The organism is Streptomyces sp. NPDC044106 (assembly GCF_056433985.1).
In genome coordinates, this window is sequence record NZ_JBWKFZ010000022.1 from 79,196 (window position 1) to 101,950 (window position 22,755).

The window sequence follows — 22,755 nt, forward strand, 5'->3', positions numbered from 1 at the left end:
TGTGACCACTTTCTGTGTGGGGGGCTGTCTCCTCCGACACAGAGGAGACGCCGTGCGCCCACCCCGATAACAGGAATTGTTCGGTCGCTGTCGGCGCCGGTCCACTATGCACGTGCAGGGCGGGGTCGGAGCGAACTCGGTACGACGAACGGGCGCGTGGATGGACGCGACCTGCATCGTCGTCGCCACGGGCGTCTCCTGCCGCCGGCAGATCTTCCACGGCACCGGATGCCTGGCACCCCGTCCAACTCCTGCGGAAGGTGGTGTCGTAGCGACCTCCCGCAGGTCCGCGAACGGTCAGCGCCGCTGGAAGGTGACCTCCGGGTTGCCCGCCGTCGGCCCGTCGAGCAGTGGCTGCGGGATGCCGCGCAACTGCTGCTCGTAGAACGCCCCGATGTACGCCCGGGTGATCCGCTCGGAGCGCTCGCCGGACAACGGCGCCGTAGGGTCGACGACCATCCCGGCCTGGTCCGCGAGCACGGGCATGTCGGTGAACGAGAAGTGACCGGAGCCCTTGACGGTGAGCCAGCGCTTCCAGCCGTCGAGACCCTGCCAGGTCTCGTCCCAGTTCTCGCCGTCCTCGACCCCCGGCGTGTGCTGTACCTCGGTGCCCAGCATCAGGAACGGCCGGCCGCCGATCCCGCGGGGCGTGACGTGGAAGTGGCCGTCCATGTTCATACCGGCCCGCACCCGGGGATCGGCCGCCATGGTGGCGAGCGCGGCGGCACCGCCTATGGAGTGCCCGCCCGCACCGATCCGCTCGGGATCGATCATGCCGGCGTGCCGCCAGGACGCCTTTCGGCCGGTCAGCCGGTCGATAACGTACGAGAGGTCCTTGGCTCGCCCCTCGGTGACGCGCTTGCCGCCGCCGTCCTCCTCTGAGGGGCCGCAAGCCTCACAGGTGAGGATCCGGCCACCGGGGAAGGCCGTGCCCACGGATTCGTAGGCGTGGTCGACGGTGGCGACGACGAAGCCGCGGCTCGCCAGGTCCTCGGCGAGGTGGGTCAACGTGGAGCGCGGAGCGGTGAACCCGGGGGAGAGCACGACCAGGGGGAAGCGTCCCGGCGCGGGCCGCACCCCGGCGCGCGCGAAGGTGCGGGTGGAGCTGTACGCGGTGGCGGGGAGCTGCTTGTCCACCTTCCACCACTCAAGGAGCAGCCGGGCCTCCTCCTCGGAGGTGTACGAGGTGGGGCGCCCGCCACTGTGCCGCCCCGGGTAGTACAGGGACACCATCAACTCGCGTGCGCCCGCCGAGGGCACCCATGGGTCGCGGCGGCTCTTGTCGACAAGGTGCAGGGTGTCGCGCCCGACGCCGAACGCGCCGGTGGGCCGGGGCAGCTGGAGCGGCGCCGTGACCGCGTCTCCCGCCCGGTCGTCCGGGCCGACGCCGTGCACGGCGCCGGTGGCTCCCGGTCCGGCGGCGAAGGCCGCCGTGCCGCCCGCGACCGGCAGGGCGACGGCGAGCGCGAGGGCGGCGGCAAGGGTACCGCCGCGCCGCGCGGTGCGGATTCTCGTCATGCCGAAGGTGGTTCTCGTCATGTCGAAAGACAGTAGGGACAACGGGGTTGGCGCCGCGTCGACCTGCGGTAGCACGCGCGATCAGACTTTGGGTGGACACGATCGATGCGGATCAGCGGCGTGTTGTCGCCCCGCGGTGTTGTCCGCGTGCGCGGCGATGGGCGAGTGTTCTGTGTCATGGACTGTGACCGGCACCATGCGATGCTGCCCCTGACCCGTCGCCAACTGTTCGTCGCCGCAGGCGTGTCCGGGGCGGTCGCCGCCCTCGGAACCGCCCCCGCTCCGGCCCGGCCGCGCACCACGGTTCCCCTCTCGTTCACCCGGGTCACCAACGGCTCGGCGACCCTCTCGCCCGCCGCGGACCGGCTGATCGTAGAAGCCCAGGCCACCCTCTGGTCACTGCCACGCGGCGGCGGCGAGGCGGTGCCGCTGACACCGGCGGGCCTGGAGCCCAACAGGCCGGTGTACGCCCCGGACGGCGCGTCGGTCGTGTTCTGCGCCTACCAGGACGGCGGCTTCCACCTCTGGACGATGCGCACCGACGGCACTCAGCTGCGCAGGCGCACCGAGGGCCCCTGGGACGACCGGGGCCCCGCCTGGTCACCCGACGGCACCCGCGTCGCCTTCGCGTCCGAGCGCGGCGGCGACCCGGTCAAGGGCGGCTCGTACCGCATCCACGTCCTCCATCTCGCGAGCGGCGGGATCAGCCGGGTGACCGGGCTGCCCGGTCAGGACGGGCCGCTCCAGGACGGGCCGTGGGAGGACTTCGATCCCACCTGGTCACCGGACGGCGAGCGGATCCTCTTCGTCCGCGGCAAGCCCGTCACCACACCGCAAGGGACCTCGCTCGACGCCCGGACCATCGCCGCCGTCCCCGTGGACGGGAAGGGCCCCGTCACCGTCACCCATACCGAGACCACGGCCGCGCAGGTCATGACGCCCGCCCTGGCCCCGGACGGACACCGCGTCGCCTACCTGCGCACCACGGCCTCCCCGCACGCCTCCTGCACCCTCGTCGTCGACGGCCGCCCCGTCGAGCTGGCCGGCGACCTGGCTCCGGTGCCACCGCGCTGGACGGAGGAAGGGCAGCTCCTCCTCACCGTGGACGGCCGCTTCACGCTCGTACGTCCCGGCAGTCCGGGCGAGCGCGAGGTGATCCCCTTCGAGGGAACCCTGCCGGTGGACCGCCCGCACTACCGCGTCAAGGAGTACGACCTGGGCCTGGGGCGAGCGCGTCCGACCCGTGGCATTCACCTGCCCGCGCTGTCGCCGGACGGGCGCCGGATCGCCTTCGCGGCCCTCAACTCGCTCTGGCTTGCGGGCACATCGGGCGGCCGTCCGCCCCGCAGGCTGCGCCGGGCGGCGGCCACCGGCTACCTCATCGGCCCGACCTGGGCACGGGACGGGAAGTCGCTCGTGTACGCCGACGACCGCGACGGACTTCTCGGCGTGTACCGCCACGACCTGGCCACCGGAAAGGAGACCGCGCTCGCGACCGGTGGCCGGGTCCATCCGGCGCTCTCGCCCGACGGCAAGCGGCTCGCCTGCCTGGACATGACCGGACGCCTCATGGTGCGCGACCTCGCCACGGGCGACGAACGCGCGCTCGCGGCTCCCCTCGGCGGCGGCGGACTGCCGGGCAGACCGAGCTGGTCGCCGGACGGCCGGTACCTCGCGCTGTGCGACCGCAACCGCCTCAACTACCGCTTCCGCGAGGGCTACAACCTCATCCGGATCGTCGACGCCACCACCGGAGCTGACCGCCTGCACGCCGTCGCCCCGCACACCTCGCTCTCCGACCGGTACGACTCCGGGCCCGTCTGGTCCCCCGACGGCCGCAGAATCGCGGTGATCGTCGAATCCGCGCTGCACCTCCTGCCCGTCACGCCCGACGGCACGCCGGACGGTGCGCCGCGCATGCTCTCCGCCGAACCGGCCGACCACCCGTCGTGGTCGGGCGACGGGAAGACACTCCTCTATCTGTCGAGCGGCCGACTGCGTCTGATCGGGGCCGACGGGGGCACTCCCCGTACGGTGCAGGTGCCATTGGACCGGCGCAGGCCCACGCCCGCCGACCTCGTCGTGCACGCGGGCCGGCTGTGGGACGGCACCGGGGACACGGTGCGCGAGGACGTCGACATCGTCGTGCGCGGCGGCCGGTTCACCGATGTGCGTCCGCACCGCCCCGCGGCCCGGACCCCCGCCGCACGACGCGTCGACGCCTCCCGGCAGACGGTCGTCCCCGGCCTGTGGGACACCCACACCCACCCGTGGCAGACGACGTACGGCGGACGCCAGACGGTGGGCCAGCTGACGTACGGCATCACGACGGCGGTGTCCCTGGGCGGCTTCGCGTACGAGCAGGCCCGGGTACGCGAAGCGGTGGCCGCGGGCGAACTGGCGGGCCCCCGCCTGCTGACCACGGGCGAACTCCTGGACGGCGCCCGTGTCGCGTACAGCATGGGCCGCGCCCACCGGAGCAGGGCGGCGCTGAGGCGCTCGCTCGACCGGGCGGCGGCACTGGACTGGGACTTCGTGAAGACCTACGTACGGGCGCCGGGCTGGGTGATGGCGGAGGCGGCACGCTTCGCCCACGAGAAGCTCGGCGTACGCGCGGGAAGCCATCTTCTCTCACCCGGAATCCAGCTGGGCCAGGACCTGACGACCCATCTGCAGGCCACTCAACGCATGGAGTTCGGGCACGCCGTCACGGCATCGGGCCGCGCCTGGGACGACGTCATCGAGATCTACAGCGCGCACGGCGCGGCCTTCTCCCTGATCGCCACGCCGTTCACCTCGGCGCCCCTGCTCGGCGCCGACCCGGCTCTCGCGGACGACCCGCGGGTCACCGCGGTGATGCCGCCCTGGGACGCCGCCGCGGTGAAGGCCGGGGCCGGCGTGCCACCGAGCGAGGCCCAATTGGCCACACTCCGCAGGGAGACCGATATCTACCGGCGCGTCCTGGCCGCCGGCGGCCAGGTGGCCCTCGGCACCGACCAGCCCCTCGTCCCGGTGGGACTCTCGCTCCACCTGGGGCTGCGCGCCCTGCACCGGGGAGGACTTTCCCCGGCGGCGGCGCTGCGCACCGCGACGGTGCTGCCGGCCCGGGTCTTCGGCCTCGACCGGCACCTGGGCACCGTCGAGGAGGAAAAGGTCGCCGACCTGACGATCGTCGACGGCGACCCGTTCAAGGACTTCGACACGATGGTGCGGACGGTATCGGTACTTCGGGGAGGCACCCCGTACGCGACCGACGACCTGACGTCCGCGTTCGAGCGGCGGCCCGGGACCAGGGCGGGTACGGCCCGCCCGGCCCCGGCCGCGAAGAACGAGGCGTACCGGAAGGACGAGGCGTACGGGAAAGACGAGGCGTACTGGCTGGAGGCGGGACGCCTGATGCGCAGGGACGGCTGCTGCGCACCGCCGACCTGAGCGGCGGACCGCCCGTGTCCCTGGGGCGCTACTCGAAGCGCGAGGTGTCGCCCGCTCCCCGGCGGACGATCTCCGCCTCGCCGCCCGAGAAGTCGATGACCGTGGTGGGCTCGGTGCCGCAGTCGCCGGAGTCGATGACCGCGTCCACCAGGTGGTCGAGGCGCTCCTTGATGTCCCAGCCCTGGGTCAGCGGCTCCTCCTGATCGGGCAGAAGAAGCGTGCTGGAGAGGAGCGGCTCGCCGAGTTCGGCGAGCAGCGCCTGGGTGACGGTGTGATCGGGGATGCGTACACCGACGGTCCGCTTCTTCTGGTGCATCATCTGGCGCGGCACCTCTTTGGTGGCGGGCAGGATGAACGTGTAACTGCCCGGGGTGGCCGCCTTGATGGCGCGGAACACGTCATTGTCCAGATGCACGAACTGCCCCATCTGCGCGAAGCTCTCGCACATGAGGGTGAAGTGGTGGCGGTCGTCGAGCTGACGGATCGACCGGATGCGGTCCATGCCGTCGCGGCTGCCGAGCTGACAACCCAGCGCGTAGCAGGAGTCCGTCGGATAGGCGACGAGCGCGCCGGACCGGATCCCGTCGACCACGCTGCTGATGCTGCGCCGCTGGGGGTTGTCAGGATGCACGTCGAAGTACTTGGCCATTGTTCGAGTCTAGGTGACGGGTTGGGACGGCCGGGGCGCGGCGACACCTGTGTGGCGCGTGAGCCAGGGCCTCGACCCAGTCGGAGTCGGACAGGGCGGGCAAGAAAAGAGCCCCGGCTGGACGGGGGAGACCAGCCGGGGCCGTAAAGGTGGCAAGCGGAGGGCGGTCGCCTCTCGGCGAAAGGCTCCATGGGGCTTCAGCCGAACGATCGTCCCCATGGGCTATAGGTGAGGCCCGGGGACACTGTCCCCTCCGCAGCCACACTTGAATGAACGAGGAGCCTTCTCGGGTTGTTCCGGGCCCACCGCCACATATGGGGTGACGTGTGCCACACAGGACAGAAGCCAGGTTTCCGGCCCTCGACTCCTCGGCTCTTCGCCTGCGCAGCGGCAGAGCCCACCCCCCTCTGCCAGAATCACCCCATGGCTGACCAGGGCGCGGACCACGGATACCTCTTGGACAACCGGCAGTCGGAGGCAGGGGTCCGTTTCGCGGCGCTGAGCGAGCTGTTCGATCCGGTGACGTTCCGGCACGTGGACCGGCTCGGGCTCGCCGCCGGCATGCGGTGCTGGGAGATCGGCGCCGGCGGCCCCTCCGTACCCCTCGGACTGGCCGAGCGCGTCGGCCCCACGGGGACGGTGGTCGCCACCGACATCGACGTGTCCTGGACGCGGGGGATCGCCGGTGGCGTGATCGAGGTGCTGCGCCACGACGTGGCCGCGGACCCGCCGCCACCCGGCGGCTTCGACCTCGTCCACGCCCGGCTGGTCCTCGTCCACGTCGCCGACCGGGCGGAGGCGCTGCGCAGGATGGTTCAGGCGCTGCGGCCGGGCGGCCGACTCCTCCTGGAGGACGCCGACCCGGGGCTGCAGCCGCTGCTGTGCCCGGACGAGTCGGGCCCCGAGCAGCGGCTCGCCAACCGGCTGCGGTCCGGCTTCCGCACCCTGATGGCCGCGCGCGGCGCCGACCTCGCGTACGGGCGCACCCTGCCGAGACTGCTGCGCGAGGCCGGTCTGGACGATGTGGGGGCCGACGCGTACTTCCCGATCACGTCGCCCGCCTGCGTCGCCCTGGAGGCCGCGACCGTGCGGCAGATCCGCCGGCTGCTGGTGACGGAAGGACTCGCCACGGGCGAGGAGATCGACCGTCACCTGGCTCATGTCGCCGACGGCCGCCTCGACCTCGCCACCGCCCCGATGATCTCCGCTTGGGGCCACCGGCCGTAACCACCGTGACCACCGTGACCACGGGGACATCCGCGCATCCCGGTCCGGCGCGGTGGACGAAGATGGGGCCATGCCAGGGGAAGCGGACGAGATCGTCCTGAGCAAGCAGGACCTCCGTGAGGTCACCGCGTTCGCCGCGGCGTGCGCGGAGGCGGTGCTCGACGTGTTCGAGGCGGACCAGCCGGACGACCCGCGCCCGCGGGAGGCCGTCGACGCCGCATGGGAGTTCGCTCGCGGCGGTGAGCGGGGCAAGGCTCTGCGCGACACGGCGTGGGCGGCGCTCCGGGCGGCCAAGAGCGCGGACACCGAGGCCGCGCGCGAGTCCGCACGCGCGGCGATGTCCGCGGCGGGTGCGGCCTACTTGCATCCGCTGGCCAAGGCCACCCAGGTCAAACACATCCTCGGCGCGGGCGCCCACGCGGCCAGAGCGGCCGAACTCGCCGCAGGTGACGACCGGACCGTCGGTACCGAACACCTCGGACAAGCGGCACGGCGTGCGACACCGGCCGTGGTCGACGTGCTCACTCGTTTTCCGGCGGCACCGGACGGCGGAGGACGGGTCGGCGAGCTGATCCGCATGCTGGACGAAGACCTGCGCGGCCGATGACTTTCCGGCGCTTTCGGGGTCGTACAGGTAACGACGACGCGACCTGAAGGTGGACCGATGAACGCTCTGCGCGACACCCTGCACCGCTATGTCGACGACGGGAGGGTGCCGGGCGCCGTCGGCCTGTTGAGCGACGGCGGCGGCACCGAGGTGGTGGCCGTAGGCTCGGTGGACTCCGAGGGCATCACCCCGATGGCCAGGGACTCGATCTTCCGTATCGCGTCCATCACCAAGCCGGTCACCGCTGCGGCGGTCCAGATGCTGGTGGAGGAGGGGCGACTCGCACTGGACGCCCCGATCGACACCTGGCTCCCGGAACTGGCGAAACCGAGCGTCGTGCGCACCCCGGACGCCCCGGCCGACGACGCCGTCCCGGCGACCCGGCCGATCACGGTCGAGGACCTGCTCACCTCCCGCACCGGCTGGGGCTTCCCCTCGAACTTCGCGCTCCCGGCCGTGCGGTCCCTGTTCACGGTGCAGAAGGACGGCCGCGCCCTGCAGGAGTGGCCCGACCAGGACACCTGGCTCGGCCTGCTCGCGCAGGTGCCGATGCTCTGCCAGCCGGGAGAGGCCTGGCTGTACGGCACCTCGTCGGACCTCCAGGGCATCCTGATCGCCCGCGCCTCGGGCCGTACGCTCTCCGACTTCCTCACGGAACGGATCTTCCAGCCACTGGGCATGAAGGACACGGCTTTCGCGGTCCCCGCGGCGAAGCGCCACCGCTTCACCTCGTCCTACGCCCCGGCTCCCGGAGGCGGCCTGGAGCTGAGGGACTCCCCGGACGGCGAGTGGTGCGACGTTCCGCGCTTCCAGTCGGGTGGCGGGGGCCTCGTCTCCACGGCCGACGACTGGCTGGCCTTCGCCCGCATGCTCCTGAACGGCGGCGAGGGCAACGGCCACCGCCTCCTCACCCCGGCCTCGGTCAGCCGCATGACGACCGACCACCTCACGGCCGCACAACGCGAGAGGTCCACGCTCTTCCTCGACGGCCAGGGGTGGGGTTACGGGGGCCAGGTCGACGTCGCCCCGACCGATCCCTGGAACGTTCCGGGCCGCTACGGCTGGGTGGGCGGGACGGGGACGACCGCGCACCTCGTCCCGTCCACGGGAACCGTCGCGATCCTGCTGACGCAGGTGGCGATGGAGAGCCCGGCACCGACGCCGCTGATGCGGGACTTCTGGAGGTGCGCGGCGCGGTCGCAGGGGGCGTCGTAGGCGGACGCCCCTCATCGCGATTCGGCGATTCGGCGGCTCGGCGGCTTGCCGATTCGGCAGCGCGGTAGTCCGCGGGCCCAGGGGATCAATATTCCGGGACGTCCCGCGGGGCCGGGCCGGGAGGCGCAGATTCGCCCTCATGGCGGAGATGAGTGTGTTCCGGGACGCGGTCAGTGACTGGGCGAATTGTGGGCGAGGAAGAAGGCCTGCCGCCCCGACCGGGGCCGCTCGCTCTCGTCGGGTTCGCGGACCAATCGGGCGTCCACGACGAGGCCGGCCTGGCCCATCAGGTCCGCGACGCGATCAGGGGACATCCAGTAGACGTCGAGCGAGAGCTCGTGGCCGTACCCCTGCTTCAGATGACGACGCTCGTCCCCGACCTTGAACGCTAGGAGCATGTGACCGCCCGGGACCAGCACCCGGTGACACTCACCGAACACGGTCGGCAGGAGCTCCGGCGGGGTGTGGACGGTCGAGTACCAGGCGACGACGCCTCCGACCGCCTCATCCGCCAGGTCCAGAGCGGTCATCGACCCCTCTTCGAACCGAAGACCCGGGTGGGTCCGGCGGGCGACGGCGATCATCTCGGGGGAGAGGTCGATGCCGAAGGTGTCCACCCCGAGAGAGTGGAGGTGGGCCGTGATGCGGCCGGCACCGCAACCGAGGTCCGCGACGGGCCCGACGCCCGTTGCCCGCACGAGCTCCGAGAACGCGGCGAGCATGGCGCGGTCCAGCGGTTTGGCGTCCAGTTCGTCGCGCAAAAGCTTCTCGTAGTCGGCGGCAACGGTGTCGTAGGCGGTCCGAGTGGCCTGCAAGTAGGTGGCTTCAGTCATGGTCGACGACAGTAGCGCTGTGCTCTCTCGCGCAAGCAGTGATGCGGACCCGCTCTCCGCCCTCTCTCTCACTCCGTCCGCAGCCCCAGGACCAGATCGCTCGGCAGGCCGTGTGTGTCATGGAGGTAGTGCAAGTCGTCTTCGGTGAGCGGGCCTTGGAACCTGGGCCGGGACAGGATCCGGCGGCCGCGTTCCAGGAGCCGACGGAACCGCCGCTCCTCCTCCAGCAGGATCTCGCGTACGACAGCGGGGTCCACGTCCTGACGGAAGTGGTCCAGGGTGTGCCCTACCAGCTCGCCCGGCAGGTCATGGAGGCCGCGCGTGGAATCGTCACGCCACAACACGGTGAGCAGACGCCGTACCAGCCGGCGCAGCACGTACCCGCGACCGGTGTTGGCCGGACGCACCCCGTCGCCGATCACCACCACCGCCGACCGCAGGTGATCGCAGACCAGCCGTAGGGAGGGCTCGTCCAACGGCCACAGACGCGGTACGAGCAGACGCCAGGGAGCGAAGACGTCGCACTCGAACACCGAGGAGTTGCCCTGCAGCCGGGAGACCAGTCGTTCCAGGCCCATCCCGGTGTCGACATTGCGTTGGGGCAGCGGCACGAGGGAACCGTCGTCGAGCCTGCGGTAGCGCATCGTGACGTGGTTCCAGATCTCCACCCAACGGTCGTCCTGTGTGGGCGTCGACCGCGGCGGGGTGTCGCCCGTCCACAGGAAGATCTCCGAATCGGGGCCGCACGGGCCGGTCGGGCCGTTGTCCCACCAGTTGTCCTCGACGGTCGGCTCCACCGGCACCCCGAGCTCGTCCCACACCTCGGACGAGGCCGTGTCCGGACCGGCCTGGTCGCCGCCGAACACCGTGGCGTGCAGCAGCCGCGGATCGACGCCGAAACCCTCCGTCAGCAGCTCATACCCCCAGCGCAGACTCTGCGGACCCTCGTAGTCGCCGAGCGACCAGGTGCCGAGCATCTCGAAGACGGTCAGATGCGTGGCGTCGCCCACCTCCTCCAGATCCGTGGTGCGCAGGCAGCGCTGCACATTGACCAGCCGCCTGCCGCCGGGGTGCGGGCGCCCCTCCAGGTAGGGCGTGAGGGGATGCATGCCCGAGGTGGTGAACAGCACGGAGTCGCCAGGTGGCGGCAACAGGGTGGAACCGGTGATCCGCTGGTGCCCGCGCTCCTCGAAGTACTCGACGAATGTGCGGATGACACGGTCCGTGTCGGTGTTCATGGGGTGCTCCTTCGCAACAACAAGCGGGGAGGCACCGGACACGGGTCCGCACGAACAGTGAGGCGCGGAGTGAAACCGCGGAGCCATCGGCGGGCCGTTTCCGGTCGCCGATGGGAGGTGAAGACGTCAGGCGGCGGCAACCGGCGAGCTGGTCGCTCGCGCGGTCGCGGTGAGGTCGTGGCCATGGCCGGTGACGTTCATGCGATCTACGATAACGCGCTCGGTCCGGCTCGGCACACGATTTACCGCGCCCCGGCGCAGGCGCCGCATGCTCCTACGCGGGGATGCCTGAGCCAAGCCGGTCCCAACATCCCTTTACCGCCCCTCCCTCCCGCCCACCTCCACGTATCGTGCGAGCGAACACGCCATACGACTGACCCACCCTCCGGAGGAGCACCATGATCGGCGTCGAGAAGCTGGAGGCCACCGCGGCACACATCGCGGGCCACGTGGTGCGCACTCCCACAGTGCCCAGCCCGGGCCTGAGCGCACTGCTCGGCGTACCGGTGACGGTCAAACTCGAACTGCTCCAGCGCAGCGGCTCCTTCAAGGCGCGCGGTGCGGTCGCCAAGCTCCTCACCCTCACCGACGCACAACGCGAGGCCGGGGTCGTCGCCGTCTCCGGCGGCAACCACGGTGTCGCCGTGGCCGAGACCTCCGCCGCTCTGGGCATACGCGCCACCGTCGTCATGCCCCGCACCGCCCCGGCACGCTCCGTGGACATCGCCCGCAACGCAGGCGCCGACGTCCGGCTCACCCCCACCATGGCCGAAGCCTTCGCACTCATGGAACAGCTGGAAGCCGACGGACTCACCCTGCTGCACCCCTTCGCCGACCCGGTGGTCATCGCGGGACAGGGCACCGTAGGACTGGAACTGGCCGAAGACGCAGGCGAGTTGACCGACGTCCTCGTCTCCATCGGCGGCGGTGGCCTGATCGCGGGCGTGGCGGCAGCCCTCAAAGCGCGACGGCCCGGAGTACGGGTATGGGGAGTGGAGACCACCGGAGCCGACGCCATGACACAGGCCCTGGCCCACGGCGGACCGCTCCAGGTGAACGTGGACTCACGCATCAGCACACTCGGCGCGCCCACGGTCTCCCCGCTGACCTACACGATGGTGCGGGACATGGTCGACGAGGTCCTGGTAGTGCCGGAGGCCGAGGCCTACGTCGGCGTACGCGAACTGGCCGAACACGCCAAGGTATGGGCCGAACCCGCAGCCGGCTGCCTCCTGCCCGCCGCCCGCCGAGTCCTGGCCAAGACCGGCAACGACACACACCTCGGCCTGGTGATCTGCGGCGGCAACACCACCCTCGACGACATCACCGCCTACCCCGCACAACCCCCGGCAGGGGCCCGAGCCAGAACCTGACGAAGCACTACTGGGTCATTCGGCCACTTCGCCTGCCGGCGGAGCACCCTCGTCAAGCGTGTTCCGTGCGACCCTTGCCCGGGCCGCACGGAACACGCACTGCAACACACGCCCGCAGATCTACCTCGTGAGTTCGGCCGGCTCGTCCAGACGCGTCAGCTTCCTCGGGTTCGCCACCGCGTAGATGCGGGTGACCCGCCCGTTCTCCACCACGAGGCTCACCGCGGCCACCCGGCCGTCGATTTCGGTCCGGCCCGCGAGCGCGCCGTTGAGCGACAGGAGGGAGACCATCCGGCCCGGGCGGGCGAGGGCCTTCGCCACCACCTCGGCCCCATGGATCGGAACCAGGGCAGCGGTCGCGATGCCGCCACCGTCGGCGATCAGGACCACATCAGGGGCCATGACCTCCAGCAACTCCCGCACCTGGCCGGTGCGCAGCGCGGTCATGAACCGCTCCACCACCGCCTGCTGCTCCGACCGGCTCACCCGCACCCGCGGCTGCCGGGCCGCCACATGCTCGCGGGCCCGCCGCGCCGTCTGCCGGACCGCGGCCGCGGACTTCCCGACGGCCTCGGCGATCTCGCCGTACGGCATGTCGAAGACCTCGCGGAGCACGAACACCGCGCGCTCCGTCGGTCCGAGCGTTTCGAGGACGGTCAGCATCGCCATCGAAACGCTCTCCGCGAGCTCGACGTCCTCGGCGACGTCGGGGCTGGTCAACAGCGGTTCCGGCAGCCACTCGCCGACATAGTCCTCACGGCGGCGCGACAACGTTCGCATACGGTTGAGCGCTTGCCGTGTGACGATCCGGACCAAGTACGCCCGCGGGTCGCTCACCTGTCTCGGGTCGACGTCGGCCCACCGCAGCCAGGAGTCCTGCAGCACGTCCTCCGCGTCGGCCGCCGAGCCGAGCATCTCGTAGGCGACCGTGAACAACAGGCTGCGATGGGTGACGAACGGATCTTCGATCATGCGTGCGACGGTACGCCAGGCTGCTCGGACCGCTGGGCCAACGGGATCTCGCAGGCGTCCGAGAAGCCCTGCGAGGTGACGCCGTTGGCCACGTTGACCCTGGTCGCCAGGTTGATGTAGGCGATGAACGTGGAGAGTTCGACCATCGCCTCCGCGCCGAGCCGTTCCAGCAGGCTCGCGTACATCTCGTCGGTGACGGTGAGCGGCGTGCTCGTCATGGCCTCGGCGAACTCCAGCACGTCCCGCTCCAGCGGTGTGAACACCGCCGAATCCCGCCAGAGCGGCACCTGGCTGGCCTTGGCCAGGTCCAGGTTCGTGTTCTTCGCGTGGAAGTAGCCGACGTCGAGGCACCAACTGCAGCCGACCTGTGCCGCGACGGCCATGTGCGCGAACGTCTTGAGGCTCGCGTCGACCGTGTCCCACCCGGCCACCGAGCCGCCGAACTCCTGGCTGGCCTGGGTGACCGTGGGGTTGTGCCACGCCACCTCGACGTTCTCCGGCACGGCCCCGAACCGCTCGATCATGCTTTCCTTGAGATCGGCGGGGAGCTCGGTCTTGGGAAGACGCAGTGTCACGGTGTTCTCCTTGTATCTGTCTCTATGCCGTCTGCCTGACTGGCTCTCTGCCTGTCCGGCTCTTTGCCTGTCTGGCTGTTCGGCATGAAGACACCGCCCGGTCGGCAGATGTGACACTCCCGCTTTCCCGCTACGCGGCCGGGGGCGTGCGGCGTCTCCGGTTCACCACCAGTAGGCGGGGTAGCGCGGTGCGCCGGGTCGGGCGCACGACGCCGCCCAGCCCGCCAGGACGAGCAGCGCGCTGGAGCCCACGAGCAGCGGGACGAAGGTCAGGGGCCGCGGGGTGTTGAGCACGATGACCACGGCCGTCGCGCACGCGGGCGAATGCGGGGTGCGGGCCACCGTCATCACGGCCAGGCTGATCCCCGCGGCCAGCGCCGCGGCCCACGGCGTGCTGCCCGAGACGGCGACGACCGCGTACCCGACGGCGGAACACAGCAGGTGGCCCACGATCACGCTGCGCGGCTGGGCGAGCGGCAGGCGCGGAGCGCCGTGGATGATCGCGGCGGAGGCGGCCAGCGGAGGGATCAGTACGGGCTCGTGGATGAAGGAGCCGATGGCCACAAGGGCGAGCAGCACGGCCGTGGCCGCGCTGATGTTGTGCGCTGCGGCACCCGGTGGCGGCGGGGCGGGGGCGCGGCCCGCGAGACGGGTGCGGATGCGGGATCGCGGACGGGGGAGGGGCCCGGGGCGGGTGGGGAGGCGGGAGTCGGCGGGCGAGGGCGGCGCCTCGATGACTATGTCGTCGGTCTTCAAGACAGTGTTGTTCCGGGGCAGGGCCGACGGGAGACCCGGACGGCGAAGGCAGAAGGGCAGGAGTAGGCCCGGCTTCCCTCGCGGTCGGCAGGGAACGTGGGCACCGGCGGCGGTCCGGGGGTCGGGATATCCGCGTACTCTCTCCGGATTGTACGAGGCGTCGACTCGTAGCCGCAGGTCAGGGTCCTGTCGACCTCCGGAGGCGAGGCGGCGGGGGTCTGTCGACGCCCGGCCGGTGCCGCCGCGCCCGCGACCCGTCGCGCGTGATGCGGGCCCCGCGCCGCAACGAAATCAGCCCCCGGCCGCGAGGACGATCGGGCGCCGTCCCCGCGCTGGACGGGCAACGGCGACGAACACACGCGCCGGGGCCCGCCCGGGGCAGAGCGTGGCCACGAAGACGTGTGCGGCGGACCGCGTGGAGAATTCGGCGGTCCGTGCGCCGATGCCGATCAGCACGCCTCACGATGACCGGGCCGGACTGCCGGACTGCCGGGCTTCCGGGCTGCGATGCGGACTGAGCGGCTGCGGCAGACGTGACAGTGGACACGGTGGAGCTCAGGGGCAGGGTGGTTCCGCCAATCGGGCCGGGCGTCCGGTCCGGTCCGGCATGGTCCGGTGGACGGCGGCGTACGCGCCTGGATGCTGGGGGGAGGTGAGGACCAGGGGGCCGGACCAGACAGGGAGAGACCGTGGACGATCCCACCCCGCACGGAAGCGGCGGTCCGGTGTCGACGAGGGTGAGCCGCGATGCCTCCGGCCAGGCGGGGGTCATCGGCATCGGTCTCGCCGCCGTCCTGACGGCCGCGTTCGCGCAAGGATCGTGGCAGTGGTTCGCCACGTACATCGGGGTGACGCTTCTCGCGGTGATCTTCTCCTTCTACCGACTGCCCCCGTGGGCGCCCGGCCTGCGCTCCGCATACCTGCGGAACCTGCTGGCGTTCTCGCTCGTCGTCGGCCTGTGCACAGCGATCGCCCTGGCCCCCGTGCTGCAGCGCTGGGCCTGGCTGTTCCCGATGCCGGGCACCCGTGCGAGCTGCCCCGAGCTGGGCGCCTACGCGAGGCTCCACGCGGAGGCGGCGCTGGCGGACCTGGCGCACCGGGACGCTGCCGCCCTGGCCGTGGCGCAGGACGTACAGAGCCATGACGCCGTCGCCGACTGCCTGTCCGCGACCACGACCTTGTGGTTGCCGGTCTACGCGGCCGGGGTGGCGGCGTTGGTGGGGCTGGGCGCGTGGTCCGTCGACCGGGTTCGGTCAAGGAACGAACGCGACGACAGCGACTGGCCGAAGGCCACTCCGGCAGCCTGAGCAAACTGAGCGGGCCCTCCCCAACGGCACTCCGGCAAGGTGGTGTTGCTGTGGCAGACTGCGGCGCGCCAAGCGTCTCGTAGCAGCAACGGAGTAGGCCATGACCACAGGTGTGCCCAAGCCGACGATCGACACCAGCAACCCGCACCCCGCCCGTGTCTACGACTGGCTGCTCGGCGGTCCGGGGTCGCCCGCTTCTTCGACGGACTGGACCTCCGTGAACCAGGTCTGGTGACGGCCACGGAGTGGTTCAACGGCACGGCGGAGCCGGCCACGGAGAACTGCGGGATCTACGCGGCCGTGGCGCGCATCCCGTGATGGACCCGGCTCGCTGCTACAGGCTGAAGAAGTGGATGGGTGTGTTCGGCTCGAAGCCGATACGCGGGTACACGGGCGCCCCGGCAACGGTCGCGTGGAGAGTCGCGCGGGTCAGCCCGGTGGCCGCGGCGCCCGCATGGAGGGCCTTACGTGTGACCGCTTCGCCGTAGCCCTTGCGCTGCCACTGCGGGTCGGTGGCGACGAAGGCGACGAAGAGACGGCCGTCCGCTTCGACCGTCGCGGCGCACGCCACCGGTACATCGCCGCGCATGGCCAGGTACGCGTAGACCCCGCTCTTCCAGTGCGCGGATCCGACCAGGCCGTCGCGGCCCTCCTCCAAGGGAAAACCGTACGCGCGCGACTGGAGGTCCGCGTAGGCCCGCAAGTGGTCGTCCGTACGCACACGCACGAACGTCAGGTCGGGGTGGACCGGGTCCGGGATGGGCAGGAGGTCTCCGGCCATGCCCGTGCCGGGGAAGGCGTACCGCAGGCCGGCCTGTTCGGCCACCGCGCTCAGTGTGGTGCGGGCCTCGTCTTCGAGGAGGTCCTCGAAGAGCCACAGGAAGCCGAAGTGCTTCTTCGCCCGCATGATGTCCGCCGCCTGGGCCAGACGCTGCGTCAGGAGGTCGGCTCCCGCTCCTGGTTCGGTCAGGGTGATGCAGTTGTAGAACGAGAATCGGCAGTCGGCCCAGCGGACGGCGATGCCGGGGAGGTCGCGCGTATCCGCGTCCGCATCGCGGTCGAGCACCAGGGCGCGCCAGGCCACGGTGAGCTGCTGTACTGATTCGATGGACGCCGTAAGGCCAGTCACCGTACTCCCATGCGCAGTTGAGGTGGTTGAAGTGGTCGAGGTGGTTGAGGTCGCCGTAAACTGGGACGGGGACGGCGCTGTCATCGTCATCAGATGATGCTCTCGAATTGCTTCTCCTCTGTGGGGGAGTTGGAGCGCGGAACATGGTAGGAGTCGCGGCCGAAGCGGCGCCACAAGGCGGCTATGAGGAAGGCCACCGCTACGGCGACAGGGGTGTAGTTGAACGTGGTGGCGGTGACCGGGCTGCTCTGCGGCAGCAGGAACAGCATCGTGACCGCAGCCGCCCACACCACCGCGATCCAGCCGATCGGCCGGCTCCAGCGGCCCAGGTTCCAGGGCCCCGGGGAGAATCGGTCGGGATGGATCAGCCGTAGCAGTACCGGGATGGCGTAGGCCGAGGTGAATCCCACGACCGAGATGGCGGTCACCGCGGAGAACGCCGTGCTGGAGTACAGGGAAGGCAGTGCCAGTACGAACGCCACGACGACCGCGAGCCAGACCGCGTTGGCGGGGATGGCGGTGCGGCGGCTGACCTTCTTCCATAGGGCCGATCCGGGCAGGGCGCCGTCACGGGCGAAGGCGTAGATCATCCGGCTGGCGCTGGCGGTCACGGTGTAGCCGCACAGGAACTGCGCCACGATGATCACAAGCAACAGCGCCTTGGCCGTCGCCATGCCCAGCGCGTCCAGCAGGATCTGTGCCACGGGTACGCCGGTCCGGCTGCCCAGAGTCGCGGTGTAGTCCTGGACGGCGAACAGCAGCGTGGTCAGCAGGATGCCCCCGGCGATCCAGGACACCGCCACCGAGCGGAAGACCCCGCGGGCCGCGGCGACGGAGGCATGGGTGGTCTCCTCGCTCAGATGGGCCGAGGTGTCGTAGCCGGCCAGCGCGAAGACGGGCAGCAGCATGCCGAGCAGAATCACGTACGCCGGGGCGCCCCACCCGGTGTTGTTGGTGAACTCGGAGAAGACGAAGCCGGCCGACTGGTGGTGGGAGGGTACGAATGCCAGGGAGCCGATGATGACGACGGCCCCTGCCAGGTGCCACCACGCGCTCAACGACGTCAGGATGTTCATCAGGCGGGTGCCGAAGAGGTTCATGACCGCGTGCAGGGCAAGGATGACCGCGTACAGCCACAGCAGGGAGCCCGGGGTCGGGGTGTAGTCGAATTGCAGGTTCATCCACGCGGCGGTGAATGTCGCGATGCCGTAGTCCTGGGCGGCGATTCCGCCGAGCAGGCCCAAGAGGTTGAGCCAGCCGGTGTACCAGCTCCACCGCTCACCTCCGAGCTGGCGGGCCATGTAGTACAGGCCGCCACTGGTGGGGTAGCGGGAGGTGATCTCGGCCAGGGCCGCGGCCAGACACAACACCAGCGGTCCGACGGCGAGCCAGCCCCATGTGATCACCGCGGGGCCGCCCGAGTTCAGGCCGTAGCCGAACAGCAGCAAGGTGCCCGACATGATCGAGATGACCGAGAGGGAGGCCGAGAAATTGCCGAAAGCCCCCATGCGGCGGTGCAGTTGCTGGGTGTAGCCCAGCGACTGGAGGATGCGCGCGTCCTCTCCGTCGCGGTCGACGTTCTGGTCGACGCCGTGGTCGACAGGGTTCCGCTGCTGGCGCGGTGTTCTCATCGCAGTCATTGGTTCTCCGCACGGGAAAGCTGAAATTCGGCAGTCATGGATGCCCTCCCGTATGCCGCGGGCGGGATCTCAGGCAGGCGACGCGGTCCTCCTCGAATGCCTTTCGCCACTGGCGCTCCGGGTACCGGGCGTCGTAGTGCCACGGGGCGGGAGTGGCGAAGTCGCCGATGGCGGCGAACACTTCGGCGGCCCACGGAGCGAAGCCGCCCCTCGCCAGGGCGTAGGCGAGGTGGTTCAGGTCCAGCTGGGAACTGGTGGCCGGCTCACTCTTGCGGAACCAGCCCTCGAATGCCCGCGTGATGGCCCGGGTGCTGTCCTCCCTGGTCCATAAAAGGTTCAGCATGACCGCGGCGCCGTCGTCCCGTCGCTCCCGGTGCTCCTGCACGCGGGCGTAGAGGGGCAGCAGAAGCAGTGGTGAGTCGAGCGGCGCGAAGGAGACCGTCCAGCGGGCGAAATCCGTCGCGACCGCCTGGCGGCCCGCAGGGCCCGGACGGGCCTGGAGCGCCTGGGACATACGGTGCCATGCCTCGCGGTTGAACGGATCCCGTCGGTGCACTTCCGCCAGCAGGCCCCATGGCCCGCCAGGCAGCAGGTACTCGTGGGGCGGCGGAGCCACGTGGTGTTCCGGATGGCGCCCCGCGCTGTCCGCCTCGGCCAGGGCCAGGCGGCAGATCCAGGGCACCGCGTCGTCGGGATTCCCCTCGCTCGCCCGGTGGCACGCATCCCGGGCCCGGGCCACCAGCGTGTCCAGGTCCTGCGCCTTCCGGTGGTCACGCGCCCAGCCCCGCCGGTGGGCCTGCAGTACTCGTTCGGTGGCGACTCGGGCGTACATCACGCGGGCGGCGAGGCTCTCGGGTTCTTCCTCCAGCCATAACTCCACGACATTGGCCTGCGCCGCGAGGACGCCAAGCACCTGCGTGCGGGAGGTCCACTGGGGCCAGTTGTCCGTGCGGGCCAGCACCTGTCGCATCTGCATCCAGTAGCCGGCCTGGATGTCCTGCACGGCCGCGTAGAGGTCGGTGTCGCGGCCGGCCGGGTTGACGCCACCCGCGGGGTTCGAGCTCTCCATCAGCAACCCTCGGGCCCGAATGGAGGCCTCGCGGCGGCTGCTGTCGGGACCGTCGGGGGAGCCTGCCGACCCCTGCCCGGCCCGCCATGAGCGCTGGGGCCCGCCGCGCGACGTGAGCACGACACCGAACGGTGTGCACGGGCGGCCATAGGCAGAACGATCCTCGGGACGGTAAGGGTGGGCGGTGGCACGGTCGTACGCAGGGCAGCGGCGGTACGGGCCGACGAGCAGAGCAGAGACGGCCGCTTGCGCAGGACCGGGTCGATGGCTTACGCCCGTTGCCGGTAACGAGTGCCCGGCAGCTACTTAAGTGCCTGGAGACGCGCATGACCAGGGATTCCAAGATTGTTTGACTGCTCAGGCGAGGGTTTCGGCCACGCGGCAACCGGGCGTCACATGCCGTAATCAACAAGCCACGCGCGGCACTCGGGCGGTGAAGGGAGTGGTCGCTGTGACTCCCCACCGGACCGTGAAGCAGCATCAACGCGCGTGCCCGGCACGTGAACTGCCATGGGTGCACGCGTGCTGAAGGTGCCCACCCGCCGTGAGGAGCACCGCGGTGAGGCTGTGTGAATGTCCCAATGGCCGTCTTGCGAACGCGCGATCATTCGGCCCGTTCAGTACGTTGATCACTGGCCGTGATCAGGGGGCGACACGCGTGTGAATGCGGTGGGATCGGAGCTGGGACTCACTCACCGGTCTCGCCATCGATGAGCTCGCGCGCGACATCGAGGTGACCGACGTGCCGGGCGTACTCCTGGAGCAGGTGGAAGAGGATGCGCCCGAATGAGGGCGCTTGGTCGGGTGTCTTGAAGCAGGAGTGCGGAGCTGGTAGGGCCGCCCCCCCCGCTAGTCGGAGAGGGGACGGCCCCCGGATTGGCGGACGGGTCAGGCGCGGACGAGTGGGGTGTCGACCAAGTGCTCGGCCAGGAACCACGTCTGCAGCTCGCCGGTCCTGATCACCTGGGAGACCAGCACGTCGTTCGTGCCGTCGTCGCCCAGTTCCGCGGTCCTGGCCGCCGCGTCGTGCGCCTCGACGAGAATCGTCTCGTGGGCCTCCAGGAGCCGCGACAGCATCGCCGGGACCTCCTCGACACCGTCCGGCGGGCGTGGGATCGACGTGAGTTCCGCGATGTGCCGGGGGTCGCCCACCGCGACGCCGCCCAGGGTCTGGACGCGCTCGGCGAGGGTGTCGACGAGGTCGAGCTGTTCACCGGCGTGCTTGTCGAGGACCAGGTGGAGCTGGTAGAAGGTCGCGCCGCGCATCAGCCAGTGGTGCTTCTTGTAGAGGCCGTACAGGATCTGGGTGTCCGCGAGGACCCGGTTCAGGCGCTGGCAGGCGTACATCCTCGCCTCGTACGAGAGGCCGATCGGCAGCTGCTTCACCGTGCCGTACTCCTGGATCACCTCGCCCTTCTGGTGCAGCCGCGGCTGACTGCCGTTCACGGAACGGGACTTGCTGGTCATCGTTGCCTCCTGAGGCGCCGAACTGTGCTTACCGCAGGACGCTAAGCGGCATCGCCGCATCCTTCTTGTCCCACAGCGCACGCGGTCCTGCCGGTCCGCGCACGGCGCTCACCTCCCGCTTCTGTCCCGTTCGCTCTCGTGCCAGCACCCGTGCACTGACCGGCGGGACGGCGCGGCGGACCGGCCTAGCCTCGGCCGGGCCGCCCCGACGGCGGGGCGCAGGTGGACGACCGAGAAGGAGTGGAACGGGATGAGTGCGGACGGGATGAGTGTGGACGAAATGCGTGCGGGCGGGATGCCTGGGGGCGGACACGCGGATGTCGTGGTCGTCGGGCTCGGGCCCGGTGGTGAATACGCCGCGGGTGCCCTCGCCGAAGCGGGGCTGGACGTCGTCGGGGTCGAGGCGGAGCTCGTCGGTGGCGAGTGCCCGTACTGGGGCTGCGTGCCCAGCAAGATGATGATCAGGGCCGGGGACCTGCTCGCCGAGGCGGGGCGCGTGCCCGCCCTGGCCGGTACGGCGGTCGTGACCCCGGACTGGGGGAGAGTCGCCGGGCGCATCCGCGACGAGGCCACCGACGGCTGGGACGACCGGGTGGCCGCCGACCGGCTCACGTCGAAGGGCGCCCGCCTCGTACGGGGCAGGGGCCGGCTCGCCGGACCGCGTCGCGTCACGGTCGGCGACCGCACGATCGAGGCCCGGCGCGGAGTGATCCTCGCCACCGGCACCCGCCCCGGGATCCCGGCGGCCCCCGGGCTGCGGGAGACCCCCTACTGGACGAATCGCGATGCGATGGCGGCCAAGGAACTGCCCGCGTCGATGATCGTGCTCGGCGGCGGTGCCATCGGCGTCGAACTCGCCCAGGTCTTCGCCCGTTTCGGCTGCGCGGTCACCGTGATCGAAGGGCAGGACCGGCTCCTTTCGCAGGAGGAACCGGAGGCGGGCGAGCTCGCGGCCGCGACGCTGGAGGCCGACGGCGTCACCGTGCTCACCGGTGCCCGCGCGCTCGACGTCGGCCACGACGGCACCCGGTTCCGTGTGCGGACGACGGTCGATGACAGCACGCCGCTGCGTGCCGAGCGGCTTCTCGTGGCCGCGGGCCGCCGGGCCGACCTGGGCGCACTCGCCGTCGAGACGGCCGGACTCGACCCGGCCGCGCGAGCCGTGGCCACGGACGGGCAGATGCGGGCGGCGGAGGGCCTGTGGGCGGTCGGCGATATCACCGGCCGCGGCGCCTTCACCCATGTATCCATGTACCAGGCGCAGATAGCAGTGCGCGACATCCTGGGCGAGCCGGGACCCGACGCCGACTACCGGGCCCTGCCCCGGGTCACCTTCACCGATCCGGAGATCGGCGCCGTCGGCCTTACGGAGCGACAGGCGCGGGAGCGGGGACTGCGGGTGCGCACCGGCGTGCTCCCCCTCGACTCCTCCACGCGGGGCTGGATCCACGGGCCGGGCAACGCGGGCTTCGTGAAGCTCGTCGAGGACGCCGACCGGGGCGTGCTCGTCGGTGCCACCTCCGCGGGCCCTGCCGGGGGAGAGGTGCTCTACGGACTGAACGTGGCCGTCCACGCCGAAGTGCCCGTGCACCGGCTCCGGCACATGATCTACACGTACCCCACGTTCCACCGCACGGTCGAAGCCGCACTCGGAGCGCTCCGCTGAGCCCCCGGAACGCCACCACCGGGCCCCCGGCGGCCCGGTGGCGGCACACCATCCACAGGCGTGACCCCGGGAAGCGGCACGC

At 71.0% G+C, this 22,755-nt stretch carries 18 protein-coding genes and 3 pseudogenes; 9 read left to right on the forward strand and 12 right to left on the reverse strand.

Going from position 1 to position 22,755, the window contains the following annotated elements; all coding sequences use genetic code 11:
- Positions 1 to 297 precede the first annotated feature (297 nt).
- Positions 298 to 1,539: an alpha/beta hydrolase family protein gene (locus AC07DI_RS32050; RefSeq protein ID WP_478907920.1), complete on the reverse strand. Its 1,242-nt coding sequence runs from the start codon at positions 1,537 to 1,539 to the stop codon at positions 298 to 300.
- Positions 1,540 to 1,695: 156 nt separating this feature from the next.
- Between AC07DI_RS32050 and AC07DI_RS32055 the strand changes: the two genes are divergently transcribed.
- Positions 1,696 to 4,950, forward strand: coding sequence for an amidohydrolase family protein (locus AC07DI_RS32055; RefSeq protein ID WP_478907922.1), 3,255 nt, complete (start codon positions 1,696 to 1,698; stop codon positions 4,948 to 4,950).
- A gap of 28 nt (positions 4,951 to 4,978) precedes the next feature.
- On the opposite strand, the gene AC07DI_RS32060 is transcribed toward AC07DI_RS32055, so the two are convergent.
- Positions 4,979 to 5,599, reverse strand: a complete 621-nt coding sequence (locus tag AC07DI_RS32060) for an L-threonylcarbamoyladenylate synthase (protein ID WP_384258829.1) — start codon at positions 5,597 to 5,599, stop codon at positions 4,979 to 4,981.
- Between the two features lie 423 nt (positions 5,600 to 6,022).
- Between AC07DI_RS32060 and AC07DI_RS32065 the strand changes: the two genes are divergently transcribed.
- The 3 genes from AC07DI_RS32065 (at position 6,023) to AC07DI_RS32075 (ending at position 8,648) form a co-directional block, all read left to right on the forward strand.
- Positions 6,023 to 6,826, forward strand: coding sequence for a methyltransferase domain-containing protein (locus AC07DI_RS32065; RefSeq protein WP_478907924.1), 804 nt, complete (start codon positions 6,023 to 6,025; stop codon positions 6,824 to 6,826).
- A gap of 70 nt (positions 6,827 to 6,896) precedes the next feature.
- Positions 6,897 to 7,433, forward strand: coding sequence for a putative immunity protein (locus AC07DI_RS32070; RefSeq protein ID WP_478907926.1), 537 nt, complete (start codon positions 6,897 to 6,899; stop codon positions 7,431 to 7,433).
- A gap of 57 nt (positions 7,434 to 7,490) precedes the next feature.
- Positions 7,491 to 8,648 carry a serine hydrolase domain-containing protein gene (locus tag AC07DI_RS32075; protein WP_478907928.1) on the forward strand — a complete coding sequence of 386 codons (1,158 nt, stop codon included), beginning with the start codon at positions 7,491 to 7,493 and terminating at the stop codon, positions 8,646 to 8,648.
- Between the two features lie 170 nt (positions 8,649 to 8,818).
- On the opposite strand, the gene AC07DI_RS32080 is transcribed toward AC07DI_RS32075, so the two are convergent.
- Entirely contained in the window at positions 8,819 to 9,481 is a 663-nt protein-coding gene (locus tag AC07DI_RS32080; protein WP_478907930.1) for a class I SAM-dependent DNA methyltransferase, read from the reverse strand.
- A gap of 68 nt (positions 9,482 to 9,549) precedes the next feature.
- Positions 9,550 to 10,719 carry an alanine--tRNA ligase-related protein gene (locus AC07DI_RS32085; protein WP_478907932.1) on the reverse strand — a complete coding sequence of 390 codons (1,170 nt, stop codon included), beginning with the start codon at positions 10,717 to 10,719 and terminating at the stop codon, positions 9,550 to 9,552.
- A gap of 398 nt (positions 10,720 to 11,117) precedes the next feature.
- Between AC07DI_RS32085 and AC07DI_RS32090 the strand changes: the two genes are divergently transcribed.
- The gene (locus tag AC07DI_RS32090; protein ID WP_478907934.1) at positions 11,118 to 12,092 is read left to right on the forward strand and encodes a threonine/serine dehydratase; all 975 of its coding nucleotides are present in this window, start codon (positions 11,118 to 11,120) and stop codon (positions 12,090 to 12,092) included.
- Positions 12,093 to 12,212: 120 nt separating this feature from the next.
- Here AC07DI_RS32090 and AC07DI_RS32095 read toward each other — a convergent pair whose 3' ends face one another.
- The 3 genes from AC07DI_RS32095 to AC07DI_RS32105 all read right to left on the reverse strand — a co-directional run bounded on the left by AC07DI_RS32095 (position 12,213) and on the right by AC07DI_RS32105 (position 14,395).
- Positions 12,213 to 13,064, reverse strand: a complete 852-nt coding sequence (locus AC07DI_RS32095; RefSeq protein ID WP_478907936.1) for an RNA polymerase sigma-70 factor — start codon at positions 13,062 to 13,064, stop codon at positions 12,213 to 12,215.
- Positions 13,061 to 13,639, reverse strand: coding sequence for a carboxymuconolactone decarboxylase family protein (locus AC07DI_RS32100; RefSeq protein ID WP_478907938.1), 579 nt, complete (start codon positions 13,637 to 13,639; stop codon positions 13,061 to 13,063). Before AC07DI_RS32100 ends, AC07DI_RS32095 begins: the two co-directional genes overlap by 4 nt.
- Positions 13,640 to 13,801: 162 nt before the next feature.
- On the reverse strand, positions 13,802 to 14,395 hold the full coding sequence (locus AC07DI_RS32105) for an HPP family protein (RefSeq protein ID WP_384258810.1): 594 nt from the start codon (positions 14,393 to 14,395) through the stop codon (positions 13,802 to 13,804).
- A 689-nt stretch (positions 14,396 to 15,084) separates the two neighbouring features.
- On the opposite strand from AC07DI_RS32105, the gene AC07DI_RS32110 reads away from it, so the two are divergent.
- The 3 genes and pseudogenes from AC07DI_RS32110 to AC07DI_RS32120 form a co-directional block, all read left to right on the forward strand.
- Positions 15,085 to 15,702: a hypothetical protein gene (locus AC07DI_RS32110; RefSeq protein WP_478907940.1), complete on the forward strand. Its 618-nt coding sequence runs from the start codon at positions 15,085 to 15,087 to the stop codon at positions 15,700 to 15,702.
- Between the two features lie 100 nt (positions 15,703 to 15,802).
- Positions 15,803 to 15,883 (forward strand): annotated as a pseudogene (locus AC07DI_RS32115) (SAM-dependent methyltransferase); the annotation flags it as partial.
- A pseudogene (locus AC07DI_RS32120) lies at positions 15,862 to 16,020 on the forward strand (SAM-dependent methyltransferase); the annotation flags it as partial. The pseudogenes AC07DI_RS32115 and AC07DI_RS32120, both read left to right, overlap by 22 nt.
- 16 nt (positions 16,021 to 16,036) lie before the next feature.
- Here the strand turns inward: AC07DI_RS32120 and AC07DI_RS32125 are convergent.
- The 5 genes and pseudogenes from AC07DI_RS32125 to AC07DI_RS32145 all read right to left on the reverse strand — a co-directional run bounded on the left by AC07DI_RS32125 (position 16,037) and on the right by AC07DI_RS32145 (position 21,007).
- The gene (locus tag AC07DI_RS32125; protein ID WP_478907942.1) at positions 16,037 to 16,831 is read right to left on the reverse strand and encodes a GNAT family N-acetyltransferase; all 795 of its coding nucleotides are present in this window, start codon (positions 16,829 to 16,831) and stop codon (positions 16,037 to 16,039) included.
- Positions 16,832 to 16,920: 89 nt separating this feature from the next.
- Positions 16,921 to 18,471, reverse strand: coding sequence for an amino acid permease (locus AC07DI_RS32130; protein WP_478907944.1), 1,551 nt, complete (start codon positions 18,469 to 18,471; stop codon positions 16,921 to 16,923).
- A 34-nt stretch (positions 18,472 to 18,505) separates the two neighbouring features.
- Positions 18,506 to 19,540 (reverse strand): hypothetical protein, encoded by a 1,035-nt coding sequence (locus tag AC07DI_RS32135; protein ID WP_384258800.1) that lies wholly within the window; start codon positions 19,538 to 19,540, stop codon positions 18,506 to 18,508.
- 688 nt (positions 19,541 to 20,228) lie between these two features.
- A pseudogene (locus AC07DI_RS32140) lies at positions 20,229 to 20,339 on the reverse strand (mycothiol transferase); the annotation flags it as partial.
- An 89-nt stretch (positions 20,340 to 20,428) separates the two neighbouring features.
- Positions 20,429 to 21,007, reverse strand: a complete 579-nt coding sequence (locus AC07DI_RS32145) for a Dps family protein (protein ID WP_478907947.1) — start codon at positions 21,005 to 21,007, stop codon at positions 20,429 to 20,431.
- 265 nt (positions 21,008 to 21,272) lie between these two features.
- Here AC07DI_RS32145 and AC07DI_RS32150 point away from each other — a divergent pair, with 265 nt between their 5' ends.
- Positions 21,273 to 22,673: a dihydrolipoyl dehydrogenase family protein gene (locus AC07DI_RS32150; protein ID WP_478907949.1), complete on the forward strand. Its 1,401-nt coding sequence runs from the start codon at positions 21,273 to 21,275 to the stop codon at positions 22,671 to 22,673.
- The last annotated feature ends 82 nt before the right edge of the window (positions 22,674 to 22,755 follow it).

What these genes read in the sequence shown, in the direction of transcription:
- AC07DI_RS32135 (WP_384258800.1), bottom strand. Translation starts at nt 19,540, where the DNA reads ATGGAGAGCTCGAACCCCGCGGGTGGCGTCAACCCGGCCGGCCGCGAC.
- AC07DI_RS32150 (WP_478907949.1), top strand. Translation starts at nt 21,273, where the DNA reads ATGAGTGTGGACGAAATGCGTGCGGGCGGGATGCCTGGGGGCGGACAC.
- AC07DI_RS32065 (WP_478907924.1), top strand. Translation starts at nt 6,023, where the DNA reads ATGGCTGACCAGGGCGCGGACCACGGATACCTCTTGGACAACCGGCAG.
- AC07DI_RS32075 (WP_478907928.1), top strand. Translation starts at nt 7,491, where the DNA reads ATGAACGCTCTGCGCGACACCCTGCACCGCTATGTCGACGACGGGAGG.
- AC07DI_RS32050 (WP_478907920.1), bottom strand. Translation starts at nt 1,539, where the DNA reads ATGACGAGAACCACCTTCGGCATGACGAGAATCCGCACCGCGCGGCGC.
- AC07DI_RS32090 (WP_478907934.1), top strand. Translation starts at nt 11,118, where the DNA reads ATGATCGGCGTCGAGAAGCTGGAGGCCACCGCGGCACACATCGCGGGC.
- AC07DI_RS32130 (WP_478907944.1), bottom strand. Translation starts at nt 18,471, where the DNA reads ATGACTGCGATGAGAACACCGCGCCAGCAGCGGAACCCTGTCGACCAC.
- AC07DI_RS32055 (WP_478907922.1), top strand. Translation starts at nt 1,696, where the DNA reads ATGGACTGTGACCGGCACCATGCGATGCTGCCCCTGACCCGTCGCCAA.
- AC07DI_RS32080 (WP_478907930.1), bottom strand. Translation starts at nt 9,481, where the DNA reads ATGACTGAAGCCACCTACTTGCAGGCCACTCGGACCGCCTACGACACC.
- AC07DI_RS32060 (WP_384258829.1), bottom strand. Translation starts at nt 5,599, where the DNA reads ATGGCCAAGTACTTCGACGTGCATCCTGACAACCCCCAGCGGCGCAGC.
- AC07DI_RS32085 (WP_478907932.1), bottom strand. Translation starts at nt 10,719, where the DNA reads ATGAACACCGACACGGACCGTGTCATCCGCACATTCGTCGAGTACTTC.
- AC07DI_RS32095 (WP_478907936.1), bottom strand. Translation starts at nt 13,064, where the DNA reads ATGATCGAAGATCCGTTCGTCACCCATCGCAGCCTGTTGTTCACGGTC.
- AC07DI_RS32145 (WP_478907947.1), bottom strand. Translation starts at nt 21,007, where the DNA reads ATGACCAGCAAGTCCCGTTCCGTGAACGGCAGTCAGCCGCGGCTGCAC.
- AC07DI_RS32070 (WP_478907926.1), top strand. Translation starts at nt 6,897, where the DNA reads ATGCCAGGGGAAGCGGACGAGATCGTCCTGAGCAAGCAGGACCTCCGT.